The 22,721-nt window shown below is 59.5% G+C and carries 23 protein-coding genes; 5 read left to right on the top strand and 18 right to left on the bottom strand.

Annotation, left to right across the window (positions count from 1 at the left end):
• Positions 1–77: 77 nt before the first annotated feature.
• From IPP88_17300 to IPP88_17310, 3 genes are all read left to right on the top strand, one after another.
• Positions 78–617, top strand: coding sequence for a multicopper oxidase domain-containing protein (locus IPP88_17300; GenBank protein MBL0124402.1), 540 nt, complete (start codon positions 78–80; stop codon positions 615–617).
• Positions 618–691: 74 nt separating this feature from the next.
• Positions 692–1,573 (top strand): patatin-like phospholipase family protein, encoded by an 882-nt coding sequence (locus IPP88_17305; GenBank protein ID MBL0124403.1) that lies wholly within the window; start codon positions 692–694, stop codon positions 1,571–1,573.
• Positions 1,543–2,181, top strand: a complete 639-nt coding sequence (locus tag IPP88_17310) for a class I SAM-dependent methyltransferase (protein MBL0124404.1) — start codon at positions 1,543–1,545, stop codon at positions 2,179–2,181. Before IPP88_17305 ends, IPP88_17310 begins: the two co-directional genes overlap by 31 nt.
• Positions 2,182–2,214: 33 nt before the next feature.
• Here the strand turns inward: IPP88_17310 and IPP88_17315 are convergent, their stop codons facing one another.
• The 17 genes from IPP88_17315 to IPP88_17395 form a co-directional block, all read right to left on the bottom strand.
• Positions 2,215–2,565, bottom strand: a complete 351-nt coding sequence (locus IPP88_17315; protein MBL0124405.1) for a DUF3147 family protein — start codon at positions 2,563–2,565, stop codon at positions 2,215–2,217.
• Positions 2,566–2,787: 222 nt separating this feature from the next.
• The gene (locus IPP88_17320) at positions 2,788–6,066 is read right to left on the bottom strand and encodes a PAS domain S-box protein (protein MBL0124406.1); all 3,279 of its coding nucleotides are present in this window, start codon (positions 6,064–6,066) and stop codon (positions 2,788–2,790) included.
• Entirely contained in the window at positions 6,063–6,539 is a 477-nt protein-coding gene (locus IPP88_17325) for a hypothetical protein (GenBank protein ID MBL0124407.1), read from the bottom strand. The genes IPP88_17320 and IPP88_17325 overlap by 4 nt, the downstream gene beginning before the upstream one ends.
• A 208-nt stretch (positions 6,540–6,747) precedes the next feature.
• Complete coding sequence (locus IPP88_17330; protein ID MBL0124408.1) at positions 6,748–7,026, bottom strand: DUF5329 domain-containing protein; 279 nt, start codon at positions 7,024–7,026, stop codon at positions 6,748–6,750.
• Between the two features lie 262 nt (positions 7,027–7,288).
• Entirely contained in the window at positions 7,289–7,618 is a 330-nt protein-coding gene (locus IPP88_17335) for a four-helix bundle copper-binding protein (protein ID MBL0124409.1), read from the bottom strand.
• A 57-nt stretch (positions 7,619–7,675) separates the two neighbouring features.
• Complete coding sequence (locus tag IPP88_17340) at positions 7,676–7,891, bottom strand: hypothetical protein (protein ID MBL0124410.1); 216 nt, start codon at positions 7,889–7,891, stop codon at positions 7,676–7,678.
• Positions 7,892–7,970: 79 nt separating this feature from the next.
• Entirely contained in the window at positions 7,971–8,174 is a 204-nt protein-coding gene (locus IPP88_17345) for a hypothetical protein (GenBank protein MBL0124411.1), read from the bottom strand.
• A 138-nt stretch (positions 8,175–8,312) separates the two neighbouring features.
• Positions 8,313–9,206, bottom strand: a complete 894-nt coding sequence (locus IPP88_17350) for a ribose-phosphate pyrophosphokinase (protein ID MBL0124412.1) — start codon at positions 9,204–9,206, stop codon at positions 8,313–8,315.
• On the bottom strand, positions 9,203–12,361 hold the full coding sequence (locus IPP88_17355; protein ID MBL0124413.1) for an efflux RND transporter permease subunit: 3,159 nt from the start codon (positions 12,359–12,361) through the stop codon (positions 9,203–9,205). Before IPP88_17355 ends, IPP88_17350 begins: the two co-directional genes overlap by 4 nt.
• Entirely contained in the window at positions 12,358–13,926 is a 1,569-nt protein-coding gene (locus tag IPP88_17360) for an efflux RND transporter periplasmic adaptor subunit (protein ID MBL0124414.1), read from the bottom strand. The genes IPP88_17355 and IPP88_17360 overlap by 4 nt, the downstream gene beginning before the upstream one ends.
• Entirely contained in the window at positions 13,923–15,242 is a 1,320-nt protein-coding gene (locus IPP88_17365) for a TolC family protein (GenBank protein ID MBL0124415.1), read from the bottom strand. Before IPP88_17365 ends, IPP88_17360 begins: the two co-directional genes overlap by 4 nt.
• A 17-nt stretch (positions 15,243–15,259) precedes the next feature.
• Entirely contained in the window at positions 15,260–15,637 is a 378-nt protein-coding gene (locus tag IPP88_17370; protein MBL0124416.1) for a hypothetical protein, read from the bottom strand.
• Positions 15,638–16,120: 483 nt separating this feature from the next.
• A complete protein-coding gene (locus IPP88_17375; GenBank protein ID MBL0124417.1) occupies positions 16,121–16,528 on the bottom strand; it encodes a hemerythrin domain-containing protein in 408 nt (135 codons plus the stop codon).
• Positions 16,529–16,558: 30 nt separating this feature from the next.
• Complete coding sequence (locus tag IPP88_17380) at positions 16,559–17,023, bottom strand: hypothetical protein (protein ID MBL0124418.1); 465 nt, start codon at positions 17,021–17,023, stop codon at positions 16,559–16,561.
• A complete protein-coding gene (locus IPP88_17385; protein ID MBL0124419.1) occupies positions 17,007–17,798 on the bottom strand; it encodes a hypothetical protein in 792 nt (263 codons plus the stop codon). The genes IPP88_17380 and IPP88_17385 overlap by 17 nt, the downstream gene beginning before the upstream one ends.
• A 10-nt stretch (positions 17,799–17,808) precedes the next feature.
• Entirely contained in the window at positions 17,809–19,080 is a 1,272-nt protein-coding gene (gene nrfD / locus IPP88_17390) for a polysulfide reductase NrfD (GenBank protein ID MBL0124420.1), read from the bottom strand.
• Positions 19,081–19,091: 11 nt separating this feature from the next.
• Complete coding sequence (locus IPP88_17395; GenBank protein MBL0124421.1) at positions 19,092–20,027, bottom strand: 4Fe-4S dicluster domain-containing protein; 936 nt, start codon at positions 20,025–20,027, stop codon at positions 19,092–19,094.
• Positions 20,028–20,505: 478 nt separating this feature from the next.
• Between IPP88_17395 and IPP88_17400 the strand changes: the two genes are divergently transcribed.
• The gene (locus tag IPP88_17400) at positions 20,506–20,853 is read left to right on the top strand and encodes a hypothetical protein (protein ID MBL0124422.1); all 348 of its coding nucleotides are present in this window, start codon (positions 20,506–20,508) and stop codon (positions 20,851–20,853) included.
• Between the two features lie 33 nt (positions 20,854–20,886).
• Here IPP88_17400 and IPP88_17405 read toward each other — a convergent pair whose 3' ends face one another.
• Entirely contained in the window at positions 20,887–21,432 is a 546-nt protein-coding gene (locus tag IPP88_17405) for a transposase (GenBank protein MBL0124423.1), read from the bottom strand.
• 245 nt (positions 21,433–21,677) lie between these two features.
• Here IPP88_17405 and IPP88_17410 point away from each other — a divergent pair, with 245 nt between their 5' ends.
• Positions 21,678–22,604, top strand: coding sequence for a LysR family transcriptional regulator (locus IPP88_17410; protein MBL0124424.1), 927 nt, complete (start codon positions 21,678–21,680; stop codon positions 22,602–22,604).
• Positions 22,605–22,721 lie beyond the last annotated feature (117 nt).

The raw sequence follows: 22,721 nt of genomic DNA on the forward strand, positions 1-22,721 counted from the left end.
GGAGGGCGGCACCTTCTCGCATAAGTCCAGTGTCGGACCGAAAAAGTTCCTCGAGGTGTGCGGCAAGCTCAAGTCAGATGACGCCGTCGCGTGGCAGTTCAAAGGCAGCGCACCCAGCGATTTCAACATCCACTATCACGTTGGCAAGGACGTCAGCTATCCTGAAAATCGCAAGGAAGTTGCGAGCGCCGACGGCACGCTTTCCGTCCCCGCGGATCAGGATTACTGCTGGATGTGGAGCAATCGCTCGTCGCAACCGATCGACATTGATGTCAACCTCAAGCAGGCAAACAACGGCAAATGAGTCGCCCCGGCACTTCCCGCGGATCGATTTTGTGGCCCGTCGACGCGACCTTGAGCGCTGGCAGTTCATCAGCCGTGGCATGGAACCGCACCCCATGCACGTACACGGCACGCAGTTTCAAGTGGCCTCGCGCGACGGCGTCGAGGCCAAGCGTCTCGCGACCGATCTTGGCTGGAAAGATACCGTGCTCGTGCGTCCCTTTGAGTCGGTTGAGATTCTGCTGCGGTTCAGCGCCGCCGGCAACTATGTTCTCCATTGCCACAATCTGGAACACGAGGACGACGGCATGATGCTTAATTTCAATGTCACATAGCGCGCGAATGAGCGCGCCGATAGTTATGATGAGCCCACACCGTTTACGCAATTTTTCCTAGCAAGGTCACGCCAATGCGACGCAGAGCATTCCTGGGCACGATCGGTTGCATACCGGCGCTTGCACTGTCGGCACCGACGGGCTCCGCCAATCCTGGCGCCGGGCGAAAACCCGCGAAAGCAAAGGCCGCCATTCCCGGCCAGCGGGTGGGCATTGCGTTTGGTGGCGGCTCCATTCACGGCATCGCGCATGTGGGCGTGCTGAAAGCGTTTGCCGAGAAGGGCCTGCCCTTTCATTTCATTGCCGGCACGAGCGTGGGCGCCATCGTCGGCGTGCTGGTCGCGGCAAAGTTGCCGTATGCCGAGATCGATGCGATCGCGCGTCGCATCGAATGGCCCGGCTTGTTGAGTCTGTCATGGTCCGGCAAGGGGCTGATGCAAAACGCCAAATTGCGAACAATGATTGATACTGCGCTGAGTGATCGACGAATTGAGCAATTATCACTCCCATTTGGCGCCGTCGCGACGGATGTTGCGACCGGCGAGCGCGTGGTCATTCGCAAGGGTTCCGCAGGCGCGGCGGTCGATGCATCATGCAGCATTCCGGTATTTTTTGAGCCCGTTAAAATTGACGGCCGCGCTCTGGTTGATGGCGGCCTAACCGAACCGGTTCCGGTCATCGCGGTACGCGAAATGGGCGCGAATATTGTCATCGGCGTGGATGTTGCCTTTCGACCGGGCGAAGATCAGTTTCACGGCTTGACTGGTGTCGCATTCCAGACGATGCACATCATGGCGAATGCATTGATCAACGAGCAGATACCGCGGGCCGATGTCGCGATACGCATGAACCTGCACCAGTTCATCGGCAAGGACAATTCTCACGACCAACTGATTGCAGCCGGATATGCCGCGGCGATGCGTGCGTGGCCGAAGATTGCGTCGATGATGTCATGATGAATTCCGGCCACAGCGTTCATTTTTTTGACGAGCAGTTTCAGCGCCAAGCCATTGAGGGAAACCTGGCGTTGAATCCCTTCGAGTTGCTGGCGCTACCCTATCTCCACGGGCGCGTGCTCGATTTCGGTTGCGGCATGGGTAATCTTGCCGTGGCTGCCGCCAAGCGTGGTTGTTCAGTGGTGGCGCTGGATGGAAGCAGCGCCGCAATTCACCACTTGCAGGACCGTGCGCGGCGGGAATCGCTCGACATCTTTGCCGCGCAAGCGGACCTGCGAAACTACGAAGTTACCGAAGAATTCGACATCATCGTATCCATCGGGCTGTTGATGTTTTTCGATTGCACAACAGCATTCAAGAGTCTCGCCAGCCTGCAGGCGCACGTACGAGAAGGCGGAGTCGCGGTCATCAATGTCCTGATCGAAGGCACTACGTATCTGGACATGTTTGGCCCAGACGCGCATTGCCTGTTTTCACGTCATGAATTGGAACAGCGGTTTGCGCCCTGGGACATACTGCATTCCGGATTTCATGAATTTTCCGCACCCGACAATCAGCTGAAATCGTTTGCCACGCTAATCGCGCGGAAACCGCCGCCCGAAACCTGACTCGCCAAATCCGTCAATCGTCCAATCCTGCGCTCACAACAGCCGAATGCCAAACGGCTCCAGCACCTTGCACAACACCGCAAACAACACAACGGTGATCACCGCGCATGCCGCCAGCGTCGGCCAGAAGCCAATCCGATTGAGCAGCATCGGAAACACCAGAAACATCGGCAACGTCGGCAGCACGTACCAGAACGTGTAATAGGCATGGTTCGCAATTTTCTCGGCGGGTTGATCTTCAACGTACAACCAGATGAGCGCGAGAAATGTCACCAGCGGCAACGCGGCGATGAATGCACCCAGACGGTCACTGCGCTTGGCGATTTCGGAGACGGCCACGACGATGGCGGAAGTAATGAGATATTTGCTGATGAGCCAAGTCATGTGGGGTCCCGGTGGTCATTCAATATTTGCGTGACGCGGCAATCGGCTGCCGGCGCGCGTCGAGATTCTATCAATATCGACAATCTGCCTCGCAGAACGCCATTCGGCGCGCCTTTCCGGGCATAAATGGCCGGAAGTCCGCTCCAGTGCTTGTGTTTTGCTTGTGGCAATTGAATAAGTTGAAGGATTGTCCTTTTCCCTGTGAAGGACGGCCCTCACGGATTACCGGACCGTTGGCTGGACGTCCGCAGGCGGGGCAATGTCAGGCGGTTGCAGGGCACCCGCAAGGGCGGTGAGGTCGCGGCCGATGGCGTCCATCTCGGGTCGAATATCGTCACCACGAATGTTCCCGCCCGGATTTGCACGCAGCCTGCTTTCGACGCTCGCCGCGACTGCCGCCAGGTGATCGGCCCCCAGAATGGCTCCCGTGCCCTTGAGCGTATGCGCGATGCGCAAGGCAGTGGCGTGATCGCCACTGGCCAGGCATTCGGCCATGCGTGCCATATCTTCAGCATGTGATTTCACAAAGCGGCCCAGCACATCCAGATAATCGTCGGCATTGCCGCGCAGTGCTGCCAGGCAATGCGCCACATTCATGCCCGGCAAACCGGCGACGCGCGCCAATGTGGCTGTAGTCGCCAATCCCTGTATGGGGTTTGCACGCGGCCCGGCATGCGCACGGTCGGGTACGTTATCCATCATGTTGTGCACATTCACCGCCACCACCGGCAGCCATTTCAGCAACGTGTCATAGAGTAAACGCGGCTCCACGGGTTTGGCCACGAAGTCATTCATGCCGGCCGCTTCGCAAGCGCGGCGATCGTCGTCGAAGGCATTGGCCGTCATGGCGACAATCGGGATGGTCTCCCAACCCGCCAGCGCACGGATCGCGTGCGTGGCTTCGAGTCCGTCCATGTTGGGCATTTGCATGTCCATGAGGATCAGGTCGTAGGGACGGACCTGCACCTGCTTCACCGCCTCGCGCCCATCTTCGGCCGTATCCACCGCCAGCCCGGCCCCGTGCAACAGCTCGACCGCCACTTCGCGGGCGATGGCATTGTCTTCCACCAGCAGCACGCGCGCGCCGGCGTGCTGCCGCCGCAACCGCGTCTCGGCGTCCAATGCATCCGTGACCGGCCCGGTCGGCATGCTCCCCCGGCCGTGCTGCAGGCGTGCGGTAAACCAGAAGGTGCTGCCCGCGCCCGGTGCGCTTTCCGCGCCAGCTTCACCACCCATCAGTTGCGCGAGGTGCCGGGTGATCGAGAGGCCAAGTCCGGTACCGCCATATTTGCGCGTTGTTGACTTGTCAGCTTGCTCGAAGGCCTGGAACAGCCGGGCAATTCCATCGGGCGCAATGCCGATTCCCGAGTCCGCGACCTCGAAGCGCACCAGTACATCGCCCCCGCTTTCTTCCACCAGCCGCGCGCGAAGCGCAATCGAACCTTTGTCAGTGAACTTGACGGCATTGCCGGCATAGTTGAGCAGCGCCTGCCGCACGCGCGTCACGTCGCCATGCAGCCATTCCGGCGTCTCGTCGCCATCGACCTCCACCTTGAGCCCCTTGTCCCCCGCCCCCTGGCCGATGATGGACGCTACGTAATCAAGGACGGCGGAAAGCTTGAAGTCGGTGCGCTCCAATTGCATCCGGCCGGCTTCGATCTTCGATAAATCGAGGATGTCGTTGATGAGCGATAACAGGTGCTGGCTGGCGCCGTTGATCTTGTCCAGCCGCTCGGCCTGTTCGGGTGTCGCGCCGGCATGCCGCAACAGATACGTGAGGCCGATGATGGCGTTCATCGGCGTGCGGATTTCGTGGCTCATGTTGGCCAGGAACGCACTCTTCGCCAAATTGGCCGCCTCAGCCTGCTGGCGTGCCGTGGTGAGCTCCGCCGTGCGCTGTTCAACAAGTTCCTGCAAATGGTGCCGGTGGCGATCCAGTTCCATGCCGAAGCGTTTTTTCTCGGTGATGTCTTCCTTCACCGCCACATATTGGGTGATGGATCCGTCCGGTTGCCGCAGCGGCGCGATGATCGCGTGTTCAACATACTCGCTACCGTCCTTGCGGCGATTATGGAATTCGCCCTTCCATGGCAGTCCCTGGGCCAGCGCGGTCCACATGGCGACATGCGTCACGTGCGGTGTCTTGCCCGATTGCAGGATGCGCGGATTCTGGCCGATGAGCTCTTCGCGACTGTACCCGGTCGACGCAAGGAAGGCCTCGTTCACGTATTCAATGCGGGCGTCGGCATCGGTGATGACAATGCACTCCGGACTCTGTTCCACCGCCAACGAGAGCTTGCGTAACTGATCCTCCGTGGCCTTGCGATCCGTGATGTCACGCGCGGTCAATACCACTTGGGCCGTGTCAGGTGAAGGCATGCGTGAAAACGTCGCCTGGTACCAGATCAACTGCCGGTCTGGCACAAGCACACGAAATTCGATGGTCGCTGGTTCATTTGTCGCAAGGGTCGTCGCGATTGCCTCACTCGCATTTCGCCGGTCGGCAGGCTCCAGCCACGTCAGCCAATGGGAGCCCGTCACCTCCGCCAATGTGAGTCCGGACGGCACGCGATTGATATAGGCGATGCGGCCCGTGTCGTCCAGCACGGCGATACTGTCGGTCACGGCGGCCATGATGGTGCGATGCCGGCTTTCGCTTTCCTTCAGCGCCGCCTCGGCCGCCTTACGCGCGCTATCGCGCGCGAAACTGTCCAGCGCGAAGCTGATGTTGGTCGCCATTTCAAGCAGTAGCTTGCGAATTTCTTCGTCGAAGGCATTCGCCTCGGCGCTGTAAAGATTAAACGCGCCGATGACCGTGCCATTGCGATGCAACGGCAGCGCCGCCGAAGATGCCCAGCCGGCGCGCGCGCCGCGCGCATGCCACGGTGCGGTACTTGCGTCATTGAGAAAATCCTGACACCAGACCGGCCGATCTTCGCGAATCGCCGTGCCCGTTGGACCGAGACCATGCGGCTCATCGGCGCCCACCGAAATCTGCACGCCATCCAGATAATCAATCTCTTCGCTATAAGCCGCCACCGGATTGACCCGCTCGCCCGCCCCGTCCATCAGACCAATCCACGCCATCTTCATGCCGCCAGACTGTACCGCAACGCGGCAGACTTGCAGGAATAGCGCCGTCTCGTTCTCGCAGCGCACGATCGCATCATTGCAACGGCTCAAGGCGGCGTAAAGCTGCGTGACGCGCTGGATTTTGATTTCGGCGCGTTTGCGCTCGGTGATGTCACGGGAGATGCCGAACATCCCGATGACATTTCCGCCGTCATCGTGCAGCGGCCCCTTGGTGGCCAGAAAAATACGCTCTCCATCCGCGGTGGAGACCAATTCTTCGTAGGTAATAATCTGCTTCTCGGTGATTACCCGGCGGTCGTTGGCACGGATTGCCGCTGCCTGCGCCGGCGGCATGATGTCCGTGTCGTCGTGGCCAATTGCCTTTTCGGCGCACTTTCCAATGAGCCGCGCGGTTTCCGCGTTGATCACCAGGTAACGGCCCTCCAGATCTTTGGCAAAAATGGCGTCGGACGACGCATCGACGACAGCGTTGAGCAGTCGCTGGGCTCGCGTATATTCTCGGCTTGCGCCGCCTGTTCGCGCCGCGCCAGCGTCAGCGCCTGATTGAGCAAACGCCGAACCAGCCCGAACAGGAAAATGGATGTCACCGCGACAAACAGCCAGCCTTTGGCGGTACTGGCCATGACAATATCGACCGGATCGCGGAACAGCCAGCCGACAAAATTGTCGGAGAACATGATCCAGAGGCCCGCAAACAGGGCGTAAAGCAGTACCAGCCGCAATGTCGCGGAGTTGGCCAGCATTTCGTGCTCTGTCGTTGGCGGCGGCGCGCTGACTGGGCTCATGGGTACGTCCCGTGGCGGTAACAAGTAAGCCGCCGCGCGCAGTTGCGGGTCTGCGTCGTCGATGATCAGGCTACGGGCGCGTGTTGCGGGACTCATGCGAGGAACCACAAAGCGGGATGACGATAGTCTACGCCCATCCCGTGCATTCATGACCTGACCTGCAACTATCGCAACTATCGATTGGCGATCCTGCCGTCACCAATTGGCACAAATGATCGTAGATCGCCAATTGGCGCACTTTCACGAGGGTCTTCGTCTCGACAAGCAGGCCTGCACTTGAGTTTAGTGCGATCGCAATACCACGTCACGTTTTGTTCTTGTCCTGTCGATACCGCCTGAGTTCGTCAGACAGCCACTGCGCGCTGGAAGTTGTCTTTCCATCCGCGCAGCGAATTTGATATTTCTGGCCGCTGAAACTGCTTTTCGACGCGGCCCGGTCAATGAAATCTTCGGCCTTGCCGATCATTCCCCGCGAGGCGAGCGCGTCATATTTCATTTCAAGATGCTGCCGCGCGTCCTTGCCGTCGTGCCACGTGTCATTGCGATTGAACTGGCACGGGGAATCCCGGACAAAATCCAGCAAATGTGCGACTTCGGTTTCAGTTTGCGGAGGCGGTGCGGATTGGGCGCGGCCATGACGGCGCCGGCCAGCAGGGACAGAAGCGTTGCGAACAGGAGTTTTTTCATTTTGGCGTCACCAGCAAGGTTGACGAGGATGCACAACCGGTGATATGCAGTTCTCCACGAACGCCCAATTCGGTTGCGCCAAGCCGGTACGGCCAAATGGTCCCATGGGCCAAAGGTCGTTGGCGTGCCCACTATCTGTAATACCGGATTTGCACGGCTCAACCGGCCATCTTGCGACAAGTCTCGGCGCACCGGCGGCAAGCCTCTGCGCAACGCTTACAGTGGTCCATTTCATGCGCACCGCACTGTGCCGCGCACCAATCGCAGACGTCAGCACACATCGTGCAGACCTGCTTCGTGAAGGGACTATTGCGGGCGATCGCGTCGGCGCACAACCGGCAGATTTCCGCGCACTCGATGCAACAGGCCGGACAGGCATTTTTGCTTTCCACGCCTGCCATGTGCGCGAAACAGCTTCCGCATTCAGTCGCGCACTCGTTGCAAGCGGCGATGCAGTCCTTGGCACTTTGATCCAGTTGATGACTCATTTTGTGTTTCCTTGGTTAGACAATTGTCGATCCGCCGTTGCAGGCCCACTCATTGCTTCATTTCTTTTCGAAGAGGAACGACACCAGCCTGGCGCCGAATACGACCACTAGCAGGATGGGAACCCACATCCAGCCGATTCCATCCATGCTTCCGTAGCCCATCATCCCGCCACCCGGCATGACCCCGGTCAACATTCCCCCGCCAAAAAACAGCGACAGCAAAACGACAATGACTAACGCGGTGACAAGGGCTGTTTTGGTTGATGCGTTCATGATCTGAATTTTTTTCAAGGTAAATAGATTTGCCACGGATGGTTTCCGGGTGGACCTGCCGAACCCGCAAAAATTTGTGTCAGCCCGCCGTGGATCGCGGCGCGGCATCGATGATGTTGCCGCCCTCGCCTTCCCATGACTGGACTGCTTCCTTGGTGAGTTTCTTGTTGACGCGCCCGTGATGCCGCTGCACGGCGCCCTGGACGTAGCAACCGAGAAGCCACGAGCCCACGCCCACCAGCACCGCACTGCCCAAAGTGCCGAATCGCAAATTGTTTTTCATATGGCCTCCATCAAAAAAGTTTCGATGGACCCATGCTGGGTGAATCGAGGGCGGCTGTTAATCAGCCAATTGCTGACACCTGTGTAGGATTGGCCTGACATAGAGCCATGCCGCGCACCGCCAGTCGCCTCCTGCCGCTCAAGAATTGGCCAGAAGTGCTCGCACACCAGCCGCGATGGAGGCAACCAGAGAAATGCGGTTGCTCGGATGAACAATCGTGTCGCAACTGACGATCTCGGCGGCGCCCGCGGCACGCAATTCTTCAAACGCGTTCCGCGCGAAGACCGGATGCACCGCGATGCAAACCGGCGCAGCGAGCCCCGAACCGCGCAGATGTCCAATTGTCTCGATCATCGTCCGCCCGGTCGAGACGATATCGTCCACCAATACAGGCGTGTGCGAACGCCAGCGCTCGGCATGCGGCACCGAAACATCGACATCGCGGTCGCCACGACGCGTCTTGGTCAGGATAATGAACGGCGCGCCCGCACGGCGTGCAACATCGGCCACCCACTGGGCGCTTTCCTCGTCAGGTCCGATCAACAGCGGCTGGCGCACGTTGGCACTTACCCATCGGGATACGTCTTCTGCGGCGTGAACAATTTGTGTCGCGATGGTATAGATCGATGCCAGCGTGGCAATCCGGTGCAGGTGCGGGTCAACCGTCACCAGCCAATCAAACCGGCTGGAAATCCATCCCGCCACATGCTGCGCGCTGATGGTCTCACCCGGATGGAATCGCCGATCCTGCCGCATGTAGGCCAGATAGGGCGCCACCAATCCAACCGAGACGGCGCCGCTGTCGCGCGCTGCCGCCGCCAGCAGCAGTAGCGGCACGAGTTTGGTGTCGGGCCGGTCAAGCGTGCAAACGATAATGGCGTGCCGGCCGGCCAATGCCGACTCCACGCGCACATGCGACTCGCCGTCAGGAAAATGGCGCAAGAGCGCGCTGCCGCGTTCGCAAGCCAATACCGATACAAGGGCATCGGCGAGCCGTTCGTTTCCCGGCATCGATATCACCACAGGGGTCATGCGGCCTGACCATGCGCCTGCGTTGCCGCGCGGCGCGCGCTGCGGCAGCGCATCAACAAATAAACCACCGGCACCACGAACATCGACAGCAGCGGCGCCGTGATCATGCCGCCGACCATCGGTGCCGCGATGCGCTGCATCACTTCAGAACCCGTGCCGCTGCCATACATGATGGGAAACAGCCCCGCAAGAATCACCGCGACCGTCATGGCTTTGGGCCGCACGCGCAGCACCGCGCCTTCGCGGATCGCCGCCATTAGCGCCGTGAGGTCGTCATTCCCAAGCGCGATCTGCTTTTCCCACGCGTGCTTCAGGTAGAGCAGCATGATCACGCCGAACTCGGCGGCCACGCCGGCGAGCGCGATGAAGCCCACCGCGCTGGCAACGGACATTGAATAGCCAAGGACATACATCAACCACAGGCCGCCGACGAGTGCGAACGGCAGCGTGGCCATGATCAGTAACGCCTCGTCGATGCGTTTGAAGGTGAGATATAGCAGCACAAAAATAATCACCAGTGTAAACGGCACGACCACTTTCAGCCGCGCGCTGGCCCGTTCCAGATACTCAAATTGCCCGGACCATGTAATTGAATAACCAGGAGTCAGCGTAACCCCTTTCGCCACGGCCTGCTGCATCTCGGTCACCGTCGATTGCAAGTCGCGTCCGTGAATGTCGATGTAGACCCAGCCGGAGAGGCGCGCATTCTCGCTACGAAGCATGGGCGGGCCATCGGTGATCTTTACTTCGGCGACGGTAGACAACGTGATCTGCGCGCCGCGCTCGGTGACGACCGGCAGGTTGCGAAGGTTCTCGATCGAGTCGCGTATCTCGCGAGGATATCGCACGTTGATCGGGAAGCGTTGCAGCCCCTCGACGGTCTCGCCGATGTTGTCGCCGCCGATGGCGGCAGACACCAGGCCTTGCACGTCCGACACGTTCATGCCGTAACGCGCGGCAGCGAGACGGTCGATATTGACGTCGATATAGCGGCCACCGGTGAGCCGCTCGGCCAGCGCCGAGGTCACGCCCGGCACATCCTTCACCACGCGCTCGATCTCGCCGGCGATGCGCTCAATTTCTTTCAGATCGGTGCCGGCGACCTTGATGCCGACCGGACTTTTGATGCCGGTCGCCAGCATGTCAATGCGATTGCGGATCGGCGGTACCCACAGGTTGGCGAGGCCGGGAATCTTCACCGTGCGATCCAGTTCCGCGATGAGTTTTTCCGGCGTCATGCCGGGCCGCCACTGCTCGCGCGGCTTGAACTGAATGGTGGTTTCGATCATTTCCATCGGCGCGGGATCGGTCGCGGTTTCGGCGCGGCCGATCTTGCCGAAGGCGCGCGAGACTTCCGGAACCGTCATGATGAGCTTGTTGGTCTGTTGCAGGAGTTCGGCGGCCTTGCCCGCGGATAATCCCGGCAGCGCGGACGGCATGTACAAGAGGTCGCCCTCTTCCATCGGCGGCATGAATTCGCCGCCTATCTGCGTGGCGGGATAAATGGTGGCAAGAAGAATTGCAACCGCGATCACCAGCGTGGCTTTGGGAAACGCCAGCACCTTGTCCAGCAATGGCCGGTAGAGCGCGATCAGCCCGCGGCTCAGCGGGTTTTTTTGTTCATTGGGAATCTTGCCGCGAATCAGGTAACCCATCAGTACCGGAATCAGCGTGACGGCGAGGCCCGCCGCCGCCGCCATCGCGTAGCTCTTGGTGAAGGCCAGCGGAGAGAACATTCGCCCTTCCTGCGCTTCCAGCGTGAATACCGGGATGAACGACAGCGTGATGATCAACAGCGAGAAAAACAGCGCCGGGCCGACCTCCGCCGCGGCATCGGCGATGACGGACCAGTGTTTATTGCCGACGAGTTTTTCGCCGGGGTGCTCGTGATGCCATGCCTCAATATGTTTATGTGCGTTCTCGATCATCACCACCGCCGCATCGACCATCGCGCCAACGGCAATCGCGATCCCGCCGAGCGACATGATGTTGGCGTTCACGCCCTGATAGCGCATGACGATGAACGCCATCAATACACCCAGCGGCAGCGAAACGATCGCGACCAGCGCCGAGCGCAGGTGAAACAGGAAAGCGAAGCACACCACGGCGACTACGATGAATTCTTCGATCAGTTTGCCGCGTAGATTGTCCACCGCGCGCGCGATCAGCGCGGAACGGTCGTAAGTGGGCACGATCTCGACACCGGCAGGCAGACCCGGCTTCAACTCATCGAGTTTGGCCTTCACCGCCGCGATGGTTTCCATGGCATTTTTGCCCGAACGCATGATGATGATGCCGCCGGCCACTTCACCCTCGCCGTCCAGCTCGGCAATGCCCCGTCGCATCTCGGGACCAATCTGGATGCGCGCCACATCCTTCAGCAATACTGGCACGCCGGCCTCGCTGGCCTGGATCGGGATCGAGCGGAAGTCATCGAGCGTTTTCAGGTAACCACCGGCGCGCACCATGTACTCGGCTTCGCCCAGTTCCAGCACCGAGCCGCCGCTTTCACGGTTGGCGTTCTGGATCGCCATCACCACTTTGCCATGGCTGATGTTGTAGGCACGCAGGCGGGCGGGATCGAGCACCACCTGGTATTGTTTGACCATACCGCCGACCGATGCGACTTCGGCAACGTTGGGCACCGTTTTCAATTCGTATTTGAGAAACCAGTCCTGCAGCGCGCGCAGTTCGGAGAGGTCATGCTTGCCCGTACGATCCACCAGCGCATATTCGTAAACCCAGCCGACGCCGGTCGCGTCCGGCCCGAGCGAGGGCATGGCACCCTTCGGCAGCCGCGTCTGGGCAAGATTCAGATATTCCAGCACGCGTGAACGTGCCCAATACAAATCGGTGCCATCGTCGAACAGGATATAAACAAAGGAATCACCGAACATCGAGTAACCGCGCACCGACTTGACGCCCGGCACGGATAACATCGTGGTCGTGATCGGATAAGTGATCTGGTTCTCGACGATTTGCGGTGCCTGTCCCGGATACATGGTGCGGATAATCACCTGCACGTCGGAGAGATCGGGAATCGCGTCAAGCGGCGTACGGGTGACAGACCACACGCCCCACGCCGCGACCGCGACGGTCGCCAGCAGGACCAGAAAACGATTGACGATCGACCAGCGGATCAGTCGCGCGATCATTTGCCGCCTCCGGTTTTTCGCTGGATTTTAACGAGCGCGAATTCGCCCTGAGGCGTCTGCGTCATCTCAAATGAAACGCTGGCGCCCACTTTCACATCCGCAGGGACGCCCGTTGCCGGGAGTTTGTATTCCATCGTCATCGCGCCCATCTGCAAGGTCGGTATCGGCCCGTGGGAAATGGTCACAACTCCTTTGCCGATATCTTCCACCTTGCCCTCACCCTTGTGCGTGGCGGTTGCGGACGTGGACGCACCCTTCATGGGAGCATCCGCCTTCATTCCTTCGCTCTTGCTTTCACTCATGCGCGTGCCGCTGGCCTTCAGGCTGGCTTCGGAGTCGATGAGGAATTGTCCCGACAGCACCACCTTCGCGCCCTTGGTGAGCCCGGACTTTATCTCGGTCATATCATTGGCTTCGGCGCCGATTTCGACATCCACCGGCGTGAATTGCTGTTTGCCATCGCTACCTGCACTGGCGACGAGTACGACCGTACGCGTGCCCGTCTGGATCACCGCCTCGGTTGGCACCAGCAACACTTCCTGCGCCTTGGGCGCGCTCACGCTGACGGTTGCAAACATGCCCGGCGCCAGCTTTGCTTTCGCGTTGACGAATTCGATGCGCGCCTTCAACGTGCGTGTGCCGGCATTGACCTCGGGCAGCAAGGCCGTCACGCGGCCTTTGAAGACATCGCCGGGGTAGGCGGGAACACTAGCCTCGACCATGCTGCCGGGCTTCAGCCATGCAACTTGAGTTTCCGGCACGTCGGCATTGATCCACACGGTCGAGAGGCCATTGATGCGAAAAAGCATTGCCCCCGGCATCACCGTCATGCCTTCACGCACAGCGAGTTCGCCGATCACGCCGCTGGCCGGCGCGCTGAGCGTGATACGCGGGCGTGTCTTGCCGCTGGCGTCGATGGCCGCGATCGTGGCCTCCGGCATGCCGAGCACACTGAGCCGCTGACGCGCGGCCTGTCGGAGTGCATCATTGGCGAGCGGACTGTTCTTCAGCGCCAGGTATTCCTCCTGCGCGGACACCCAGTCGGGCGCGAGGATCTCCGCGAGCGGCTGGCCCTTGACCACGGCATCGAGCGGCGCGCGCACGAACAGTTTTTCGATATACCCATTGACGCGCGCTTGCACAATGACCACGGCGCGTTCATCGAAGGCCACCGTGCCCACCACCTGGAGTTTCTTGTCGATGGACCCGCTGGTCACGAGCGCGGTGCGCACGCCGAGATTCTGTACCACGCGCGGGCTGATGCGGACTGAGCCGGTATCGGCGCCGTCATCGCTGTAAACCGGTACCAGCATCATGTCCATGAAGGGCGACTTTCCGGGCTTATCGAACTTCTGCTGCGGATACATCGGGTCGTAGTAGTAGAGCGGCTTCTTGCCGGCGGCACCCGTCGCGGGATCAACGGTAGCAGCACTGGCTGCGACCGGCGCGCCGGTGGTGTTGGCAACTCCGACCGGCGCGCGATGCCCACCAAACCAATAGCCTGCGCCGATACCGGCGCCGACCAGACCAGTCGCCACAAGGGCTAGCGTGAGATTCTTGTTCATGATGGGTCCTTTTTATCCGCCAGCAGAAAGTTGAGTTGCGTCCAGGCGCGCGCCAGATCGCTCCGCGCCATCAAATGATTCATGCGTGTTTCGATTTCACCTTTGCGCGCTTCCAGCACCGGCGCCAGATCACCCTTGCCGCCGCGATAGGACGCAAGCGCCACCGACGTGCGTTCGTGCGCCAGCGGCAACAGTTCAGCGTCGTAACGTTGCAGGCGCGCTTTCGCGGCGTTCCAGTCGGCCAGCATGGTTTCGATATCCGCGGCATGCGCGCGTTTCGCATCCTCGGCTTGCGCACGTACCTGCTCGACCAGCGCGAGCTTGGACGCGACGGCCGGATCCTGGCGACGGCTTTGAAAGATCGGCAGGTCGATGCGCACGCCGATCGACAGCATGTTCGAGTAGGCGGGGCCGCGCTGCGCGAACGCCACTTCGAGTGACCAGTCCGGATGCTTGGCGGCATTCGCGAGCTTCATCTCGCTGGAGGCCATCGCCTGCATGGGCGCATACATCGCCAAGTGTGGATGCTGCTCGAGATTGCTGGTCAGTTCCTGATGCCCGTGCGCGAGCTGGTCGAAGGCCGGCGCTGAATCCAGCGGCCGCCGTGCGTCGGCACCGATCCACCGCGCCAGGTTTGCCTGTGCACGGGCGACGTTGCGCTCGGCCTCAATGGCGCGATCGGCAAGCTGTGCAACCGACAGGCGCGCGGCAAACGGATCGGCTGCCTGGCCCTTGCCGCCTGCGAGCATGGCCTGCGCGGCTGTCACCTGCAATTCACTTTCGCGCGCGAGTTCTTTCAATAGCTCAAGCTGGCGCTCCGCGAAATAGCGCTCGATCCACGCCAGCGACACATCGCGGCGAAGATTGAGCCGGGTCAGCGTGAGAATCGCCGTTTCCTTTTGGACCTCCGCGTTGGCGCGGTCGCCACGCAGTTGCAGCTTCTCTGACCGTGTGAAGTCCTGCATGATGCCGATCTTGCGCATGGTCATTCCTTCGCGCGTGAGATTGAATCGATCCGCGCCGTCGGTGGGAATATTCTCGATCCCGGCGATCAGCTTCGGATCGGATTGTTCGCTGGCACCCACGCTCGCCTGTTGCGCGGCACGCAATGCAGCGGACTGGGCATCGATCTGCGGGGCGTCACCGACGGCGATGCGCTGGGCTTCGATGAGTGAAAGATTGGTGGCCGCATGGCTGGCGAAACTCGCCAACACCAGCGCCATCAAGGGAAGACAAAGCAATCGGAAATATCGATACGAATACACGGCCACCTCCAGCAAGAACGAAAAAAGCCGGACTCCGACGGAGTCAGGCATTCATGCGAGCGGGGTGGTCAGATGCGGAAACAGCAGTGGCGAATCGACAGCGGGGGCGAGGTGGCGTGCAGGAGGGAAGGCGCGAGATCTATTGCCGGCAGCGGCGCGGGCGGATCGACAATCAATGCAACAACCAACGCCTGCCCGGCGGACATGGCCGCCAGCGACTGCGGCGAGTCATTGACGTTCTGTTGACCATTTTCGCAATGCTTCTGGCAAAGCGCAGGTGACGTCAAGTCTTGTCCGCCTGCATTTGCGTCAGGCGCGGTAACGGCGACCGCTTCCTCCAGCGCCATGAATTGCATCGGGCACGCATACGCCGACACCGCCAGTTGTGCGGAGAGCACGGCGACGATGCCAAGCAGACTGACAAGTTTGCGTGTAAGGCGATTCATGATGACCGGAGAGGTTTCTTCGAGCAGATTCTACCCACGCATGCTAACCGAAGAATGTGAGCAGGATTTGATGTTGGTCAAATTTGTGGCGGTAAAGTTCAGTCGCGGACCATATAGGCGAATCCATTTTGCAAACTCCAGAACTGGCGTGGCTTTTCCGGCATAAATGCTCCAAACGCCGCGCCAGTGCTTGTGTTTGGTTCTCCGCGAGTTGAGTGGGATATTCAGCCGGACATGTCATCCTCTCATTCAGCGACGGCCCACTCGAGTCGTTCAGTTTTCTCGGAAGCAGACATTCGACCAACGACTGCCATCAAGAACCGAGACTGGCTGGTCGACCCTAAGCCGACAGTCACACTCGTGACGACCGGTCTTTCGTGGTTGTAGCCAGACAAGTCAAAGCGGCAATTCAGTCTGTCAAGATCAGATGCTCCAAATGGCAGGGCGTTGTTGAATTATTCGGTAGCGCCGATCTGCACCCCATCAAAGTCCGGGCCGCAGCTTTTCCAGAGAGGCTCGATACTTCTTGCCGGAGCTCACGATATGTCCGACCCACCATAGGGTCAGGAATCTCTGGAGTTCGATTCTTTCAAAGTTTTCTGTGGTGATGATTTCTTTCGCCAGGTAGTCGAACTCGTCGCGCTCGTTTTGATGCTCCTCGAGCATGGGGTATGCGCATTGGGTCAGGAGCGTCTCTTCGGTAGAGAAATGCTCGCCACCCTGGGCGACGAGTTCATTGAGGATACTGTGGAATTTCCGGTCGCTCGCCTGGCCGGCATCGGCGATGCAGTCGGCCAAGGCAATGCACTGCGTCAGGATATTGCTGTGCTGACTGTCCAGGGTCTCATTCCCTATGCTGTAGTCTGGAACCCAGTGGACTCGATTCGGCATTACGCATCTCCTGTCTTGGAAAGTCTGTACTCAAAAACCTAGTGACTCAACAATGGCCACCAGATCGGCAAAGCTTGCCTGTTCGAGCTTCGCTACCAATGCGTCCTTGTCCAGGCCCTCGCACTCGAATCGTGTCATGCTGACCTCAAAGGATAGTTCGCAGATCTCCAGTGGCGACATAAAGCCGATGTGGCAGATATGGGCGAGACAGCGGCGCTCTGGATCGCTGAGTTCCAGGCCGTGGTGCTTGAGAATCTCCAGGTACCTTTCGGCAGTCCGATTCAGCTTGCCGCTGATCTCCAGAGTGTTCTTTTGCCCGTCCGTGAGAATGGCTAGCGGCGGGCCGAAAAAGACACTCGTTTTTCCGACGATTCGCGCTTTTTCAGTCGTCGTCAGGGCCGGGGCAATCCAACTGGGGTCACCCCTGCCCTTAGCGGGTTGGGGAATCAAGGCAGGGTCGTCTGGGAGATGTGACATGTCAGTGGGAAACGCCATGTCGGAGCTCGTGCTTGGCGTCCTTCATTCCCCAGGGAAGCTGCGGTGGCACTTCTGGGGCAATCTGGGGGAATCCCCTGTTTCTGGCACCGTCCTGAACGTTGTGCGGGTTGTGGCATTCGGTGCAGGTAAACCAGCGCTTCTTGCCCGTGCTGGCCCACTCGCCAATGCGCTTGCCGTGGATACCGTCACGCCAGTCACGCATCTTGTCGCCATGGCATTTGCCGCACAGCAACTGCGGCTGGTCAAAGCTGACCGGGTTGCCAAAATTATCCACCAGTTTGTTGCGCTGGTTTGTGTGGTGGCAGTCCAGGCACCAGATGCGGCCACCACCATGTTGCAGGTTCTGCAGATCGGGCACCATGGCCGCCATCGTCGGGATCGGGGTTGGCATTTTGCTCGTCGGCAGTTTGGGTGGATTGAACTTGGGGCCAACACCGTTATGACACGCTACTGCGCACATCGGCATCAGGGCGATCTTCTCAGACCGCGGCTTGACGACCGCTTTGCCGGTAGGAAAATTCTCCACGGTCGGCATATCACCCATGGGCACTGTGCCGTCAAACGGATCACCCCACCAGAGCACGGCGCCGGTTTTTGGGGAGCATTTCACGTTGGGCCAGCCGGGTTGAAGGTCGCGCCTGACGACTTCCGATGCACCTTTTCGGCTCTCAAAGCAGGTGATTTCGGGTGGCTGCGTCGGCTGCGAAAAAGCGGAAGAAATTATCCCGCACCAGAGGGCCAGAAGCATCGCGCTGAAAGTAAGTTTTTTCATCATGAGTGCCTCACCTTGATGCGCTGGCGGCAGTCTCTCCGCTGCTCGGGAAATCAATCGATTTGCCTGCGTCACTGCCCTCATACTTGAGGTCGTGCACCAAGATTCCGATCGCTCCCTTGAGCAAAATGCTCCAGATGAACAAGCCCATTGCCCAGATACCGACGGTCATCACGATCTCGATCAGGGTTGGGTAGTACTCGATCACTTCGCCAATGGGCGTGGGGATGAAGCCGGGAACGATGAGGCCCATGCCCTTCTCGATCCAGATACCGACAAACGCCAGCACACAGGCAATCGGCAGCAGCTTGTAGTTGGTGCGTACGCTGGGCATCAGAAACATCACGAAAGCGATGATCATGAAGGCCAGGGAGCTCCAGAACCAAGGCACGAGACGCGTCAGACCATGCAATCCGAACATTAGATAGTACAGACCATTGGCATGCTCGGTGCGGGCGTACAGCTCGACCACGATTTCCGACATCGTCAGGAACAGGGCGAGGCCCAGACACCAGGTAACGATGTTGGACAGCACGTCGATGGCATCGTCCTGAATCCAAAACTTGGTGTTCTTGCGGATGATCATGAAAGCCAGAATGATCAGACACGGGCCTGCCGCAAACGCCGTGGTGATGAAACGTATCGGCATCATGCTGTGGAACCACATCGGGCGCGCGGGCATCGACGCGATCAGGAATGCCGTGACAGTGTGGATGCTGAGTGCCCAGACGATGGACGTGTAAACGAGGGGCATGAAGATCTTGTTGTTGACGTGGCCACCCGTGTATTTCGCATAGAGGTAGTAGAACCCGCAGGCGAAATTGAGCATGAGGTAGCCGTTGAGCACCAGCACATCCCACGCCAGCATAGAACCAGGCATGTTGAAGATGCCGACAAAGGGCAACATGTGCCAGAGCCGGTCGGGGCGACCCATGTGGGCAAAGACGAACAGCATGACCATACAGACCGCCGAAATTGCCAGCATCTCACCCAGCACTGTCACTTCATGCATGGCCTTGTGGTGGTAGATGTAGGCGGGAAAAACGATAGTCACGGCCCCAGCCGCCACGCCGACCAGAAACACGAGATTGGCGAAGTAAAGGCCGTCGTGAATCTGGCTGCTCAGGCCGGTGACGATCAGCCCTTCGGTGTTCTGCAGGTAGAACCCGTAAAGCGCGCCCGCACTGAGGACCGCCAGGAATCCCATCCAGGCATAAAACTTTGCCCCCCCCTTGAGGACATAGCGCGTGTAATCGATGACGAATTTGATGAGTGTGTGCACAATCTGGCTCCTCAGTCGTAGAAGTAAAAGAACTTCGGAAAGGTATTGAGTTCGGCCTTCAGGCGGAACACATTCTTCCTCGCAAGTATCAGACTCACTTCGCTTTGGGGGTCGAGCAGGTTGCCGAACTTGCGCGCGCCCACTGGACACACTTCGACGCAGGCCGGATAGCGCCCCTGGCGAGTCCGCTGCAAACACCAATGGCACTTTTCAACCACCCCCCTCATGCGCGGCCGGTTGCCCAGGTAATGCGTCACCGGGTTCATCTCTGCCTTTGGCAGAACAGGTGTGGTCAGATTGATGCGACGAGCCCAGTAAGGGCAGGCACCCATGCACATGCGGCAGCCTATGCACCAGTTGTAGTCGATCACCACCGGGCCATCAGCCTCGCGGTAAGTCGTTCTCACCGGGCACACCTTGACGCAGGGCGGCTTCTCGCACTGCATGCAGGCAATCGGCATGTAGGTGGCGTCTTTCTCCGGAACGAGCGCGGGTTCGTAGTGATACTGGCCCTCAAGCACTTGACCGGCTGGGGTATATGCATTGCCCCCTACCTGGATTCCCAGCCCTTCAGGGTAGCCCTCGTTCATCTTCTCTTTTGAAAACTCACCGCGCTCCATTCTGAGCACCTGGATCCACTCAATGCGTTCCCCGGGATTCTTGCCGCGCGACTGGTTGTTTTCCTCGACACAGGCGTTGACGCAGCGCCGACATCCTATGCACTTCCTGATGTTCAAGGCATACCCCATGAGAACACCGGGTAGCGCCTCGCTGGTGTCAACAGTCACTTTCTTGCTGTACTGTGCAGAGTAGCGCCGCTCCAGCCGTGCGCGCGCCTCTGCTTTCTCTGCAGCCGTCATCAATCGGTAGTTGCCCTGGAATTGTTCAGCCCATTCAACCGTGGCCTTCACATCGTCACTCTGGGTCATCAGCGCTGCAACACCCATCAACGATGACACACTGAGCAGTCCTCCGGCTGCCAGAAAGTTGCGCCGCGAGATGGTTGTGGCCGCTGCGTCCGGAACGATAGGCGATGGGCGTGCAGAAGAGGCGGGCGGGGTCGGTGTGCTGGAATCGGCAGTTGGGCTTTTGTCAGGCGTCACAGTCATTCTCCAGAGACAAATAGTTTTGCGTTGCACAAATCACATTAAGCAGCCGCTACCTCAGGCCGGATCCAACGTCCAGATTCGCTGCAGTTCATGGTAGAAAGAAGGAGAGATTTCGACTTGACACAAGTCAAACATCGGCTTCTTTATGGAAGAATAGGCTTTTCAATCACATGAAGTCGGACGAAAATCGACGATAGATGGCGCGCGTCGGTGTAAGCCGTGTTGATCGGAGGCCAATTGGACTTCCTTTTCTCAGTCATGCTAGGTAAAAGCAGTCCCTGCTCACGTCGATCAATATTTTTTTGGAGAAACAAAGATGGCACGCTGGACTGAAAACTCCGCTGATCAAAATCACATAGTCACGATTTCGCAACATATTCCAGTCGGGGGCATTGTCCGGGTTGTGCTCAATGACGGCAGCGTGATTGAGGGGGCTTTCCGGCGAATGAATGTTGAAAATAATGCCGGGCAAGGTGGTTGGAAGTATCGCGGGGAGTGCGAAATTGAAACCAAAGATCATTCCCGTTTTGTCTTGGATTACCTGGATATCAAGTCTGCAGCCAGCATATGGAACGATCCTGTTTCCGCTGAATATCAACGTCTTGGCCTGATCACCTTGGACCACAGAAACCCGGGAGCAGATCGCTTGGAAAAGAAAAAATAACCACGGCTTAGACGGCCGAGTTGAGCTGCGCATTCAGCGCGACAAACGCATCATTGGCCCCTGGGTCTGCCTCGACCCACTATAGCCCTTCAGATTGCCCGAAAGCGGACGTTCAACGAGGCTGTAGGAAAAGCCGTTTTTCGAGAAAAAATGCATCAAATGCGAGGTGGAGTCGGCACTTGAATCGCAATTGAAATCCTGACCGAGCAGATTGGCCACGATCGGCAGCGCATGCGCGGAATCGGTCGTTCCCTTGAATTTCCTGCCCGCTGCGGCGCGAAGTCCCATCGCACGCATCAGCGCCTTGATGCGATTCTCACTACCGGCGTAGCCGTGCTGCGCGCGCCTCACCCGGGTGAGGCGCGGCGCGACGTAACGGCCGCGATGGGCATCGAACACCGTGCGGATGTCGGCGCGCAGCCGATCACGCTCGATACCGCGCGTCGACCGTTCGCGGTTCCGCCAGAGGTGGAAGCCCCATTGGGTGACATTTAGTACCCGACAGACGACCGACAGGGGTAGGTCATGGCAGATGTTGCTCACAAACAACGAACAGGTCCCGAACAGTTCATCGTACATTCGAAATCGTGGACGGATCGGGGCCCTTTCCACGGGTGCGCGGGCGCATGGGTGACCCTGCATGGCCACCCGGTTCAGTGGGCGCGATGCGTCGCATCGCGAAATACCCCTTCAACCTGCGCCGCAGCGACGGGGTTTTTTCGCGTAACCGAGTGACATGAATGTCTTCCTCCGCTACCGCGTGGAAAAGACGCCATAAAGATTTAACATCAACGCATCGCAATCATTACGACTACGGAGGCACTGTGGAACTTCGCCAGCTACGCTATTTCGTCCGCGTCGTTGAGCTCGGCAGCATGGGCCGCGCGGCGGATGAGCTGGGCGTGGTCACCTCGGCATTGAGCCAGCAGATCAGCCGGCTCGAAAGTGAACTCTCGACGCGATTATTGAATCGCAGTTCCAGCGGCGTGACGCCGACCGATGCCGGGCTCGCCTTCTGGCGGCAGGCGCAACTCGCGTTGCGCCACGCCGACGAAGCGGGTCGCGCGGCCAAGCAGGCGCGGTTGTCGGGCCATGTCAGTGTGGGGCTCGCACCCACCACCGCCGCCGTCCTCGGTTTGCCGCTGATGGATGCGATGCGCGAGCGATATCCCGAGGTGAGATTGCACATGGTCGAAAGCTTGTCGGGACATCTCGCGAACATGCTCAACGCGCGCCAGCTCGACTTGGCAGTACTGTTTCATGCCGATATCGCGCGGCGCTGGAGCGTGATGCCCTTGCTGGAGGAACGCCTGTTCCTGATCGCCGCGCGCACATTGCCCGGCCTGCCGTCCTCCGCCAAGGTGCGGCTCGCAAAGGTAGCCGATATGCCATTGATCCTGCCGAGCGGCCCGCATGGATTGCGTGCGCTGGTGAGCGCCGCGTTTGCGCGGGCCAAACGCGAGCCGCGCGTCGTGGCGGAAATCGACGGGCTGGCGATGCTGATGGACGCCGTACGCGCCGGCCACGGTGCGACCATCCAGCCGGGCGCGGCCATTGCCCGTCTGAGCGGCGACGCGCTGGCGGTGATTGAAATTTCCGACGCCGATGTGCGCCGGCCCAATTTGCTGGTGAGCGTATCCGATGAAGAATTGTCACCGGCGGGCCTGGCCGCGCGCGTGGTGCTGGCCGATGTCGCGCGCACGCTGGTGCGCGAGGGACGCTGGGCGGGCGCCACTCTTCACCCATCGTGAAGACCCCTTGCCCAAAGCGGGCTGGCGCAATGCAAGTTCCGCCACTAAAGTAAGGTTATTCCCATGAAGGAGCACGGCGTGACGCGGAAGGTTCAATCGTTCAAGACAATCAGCGCG

It is taken from the genome of Betaproteobacteria bacterium, assembly GCA_016720925.1.
In the GTDB taxonomy this organism is placed as follows: Bacteria; Pseudomonadota; Gammaproteobacteria; order Burkholderiales; family Usitatibacteraceae; genus UKL13-2.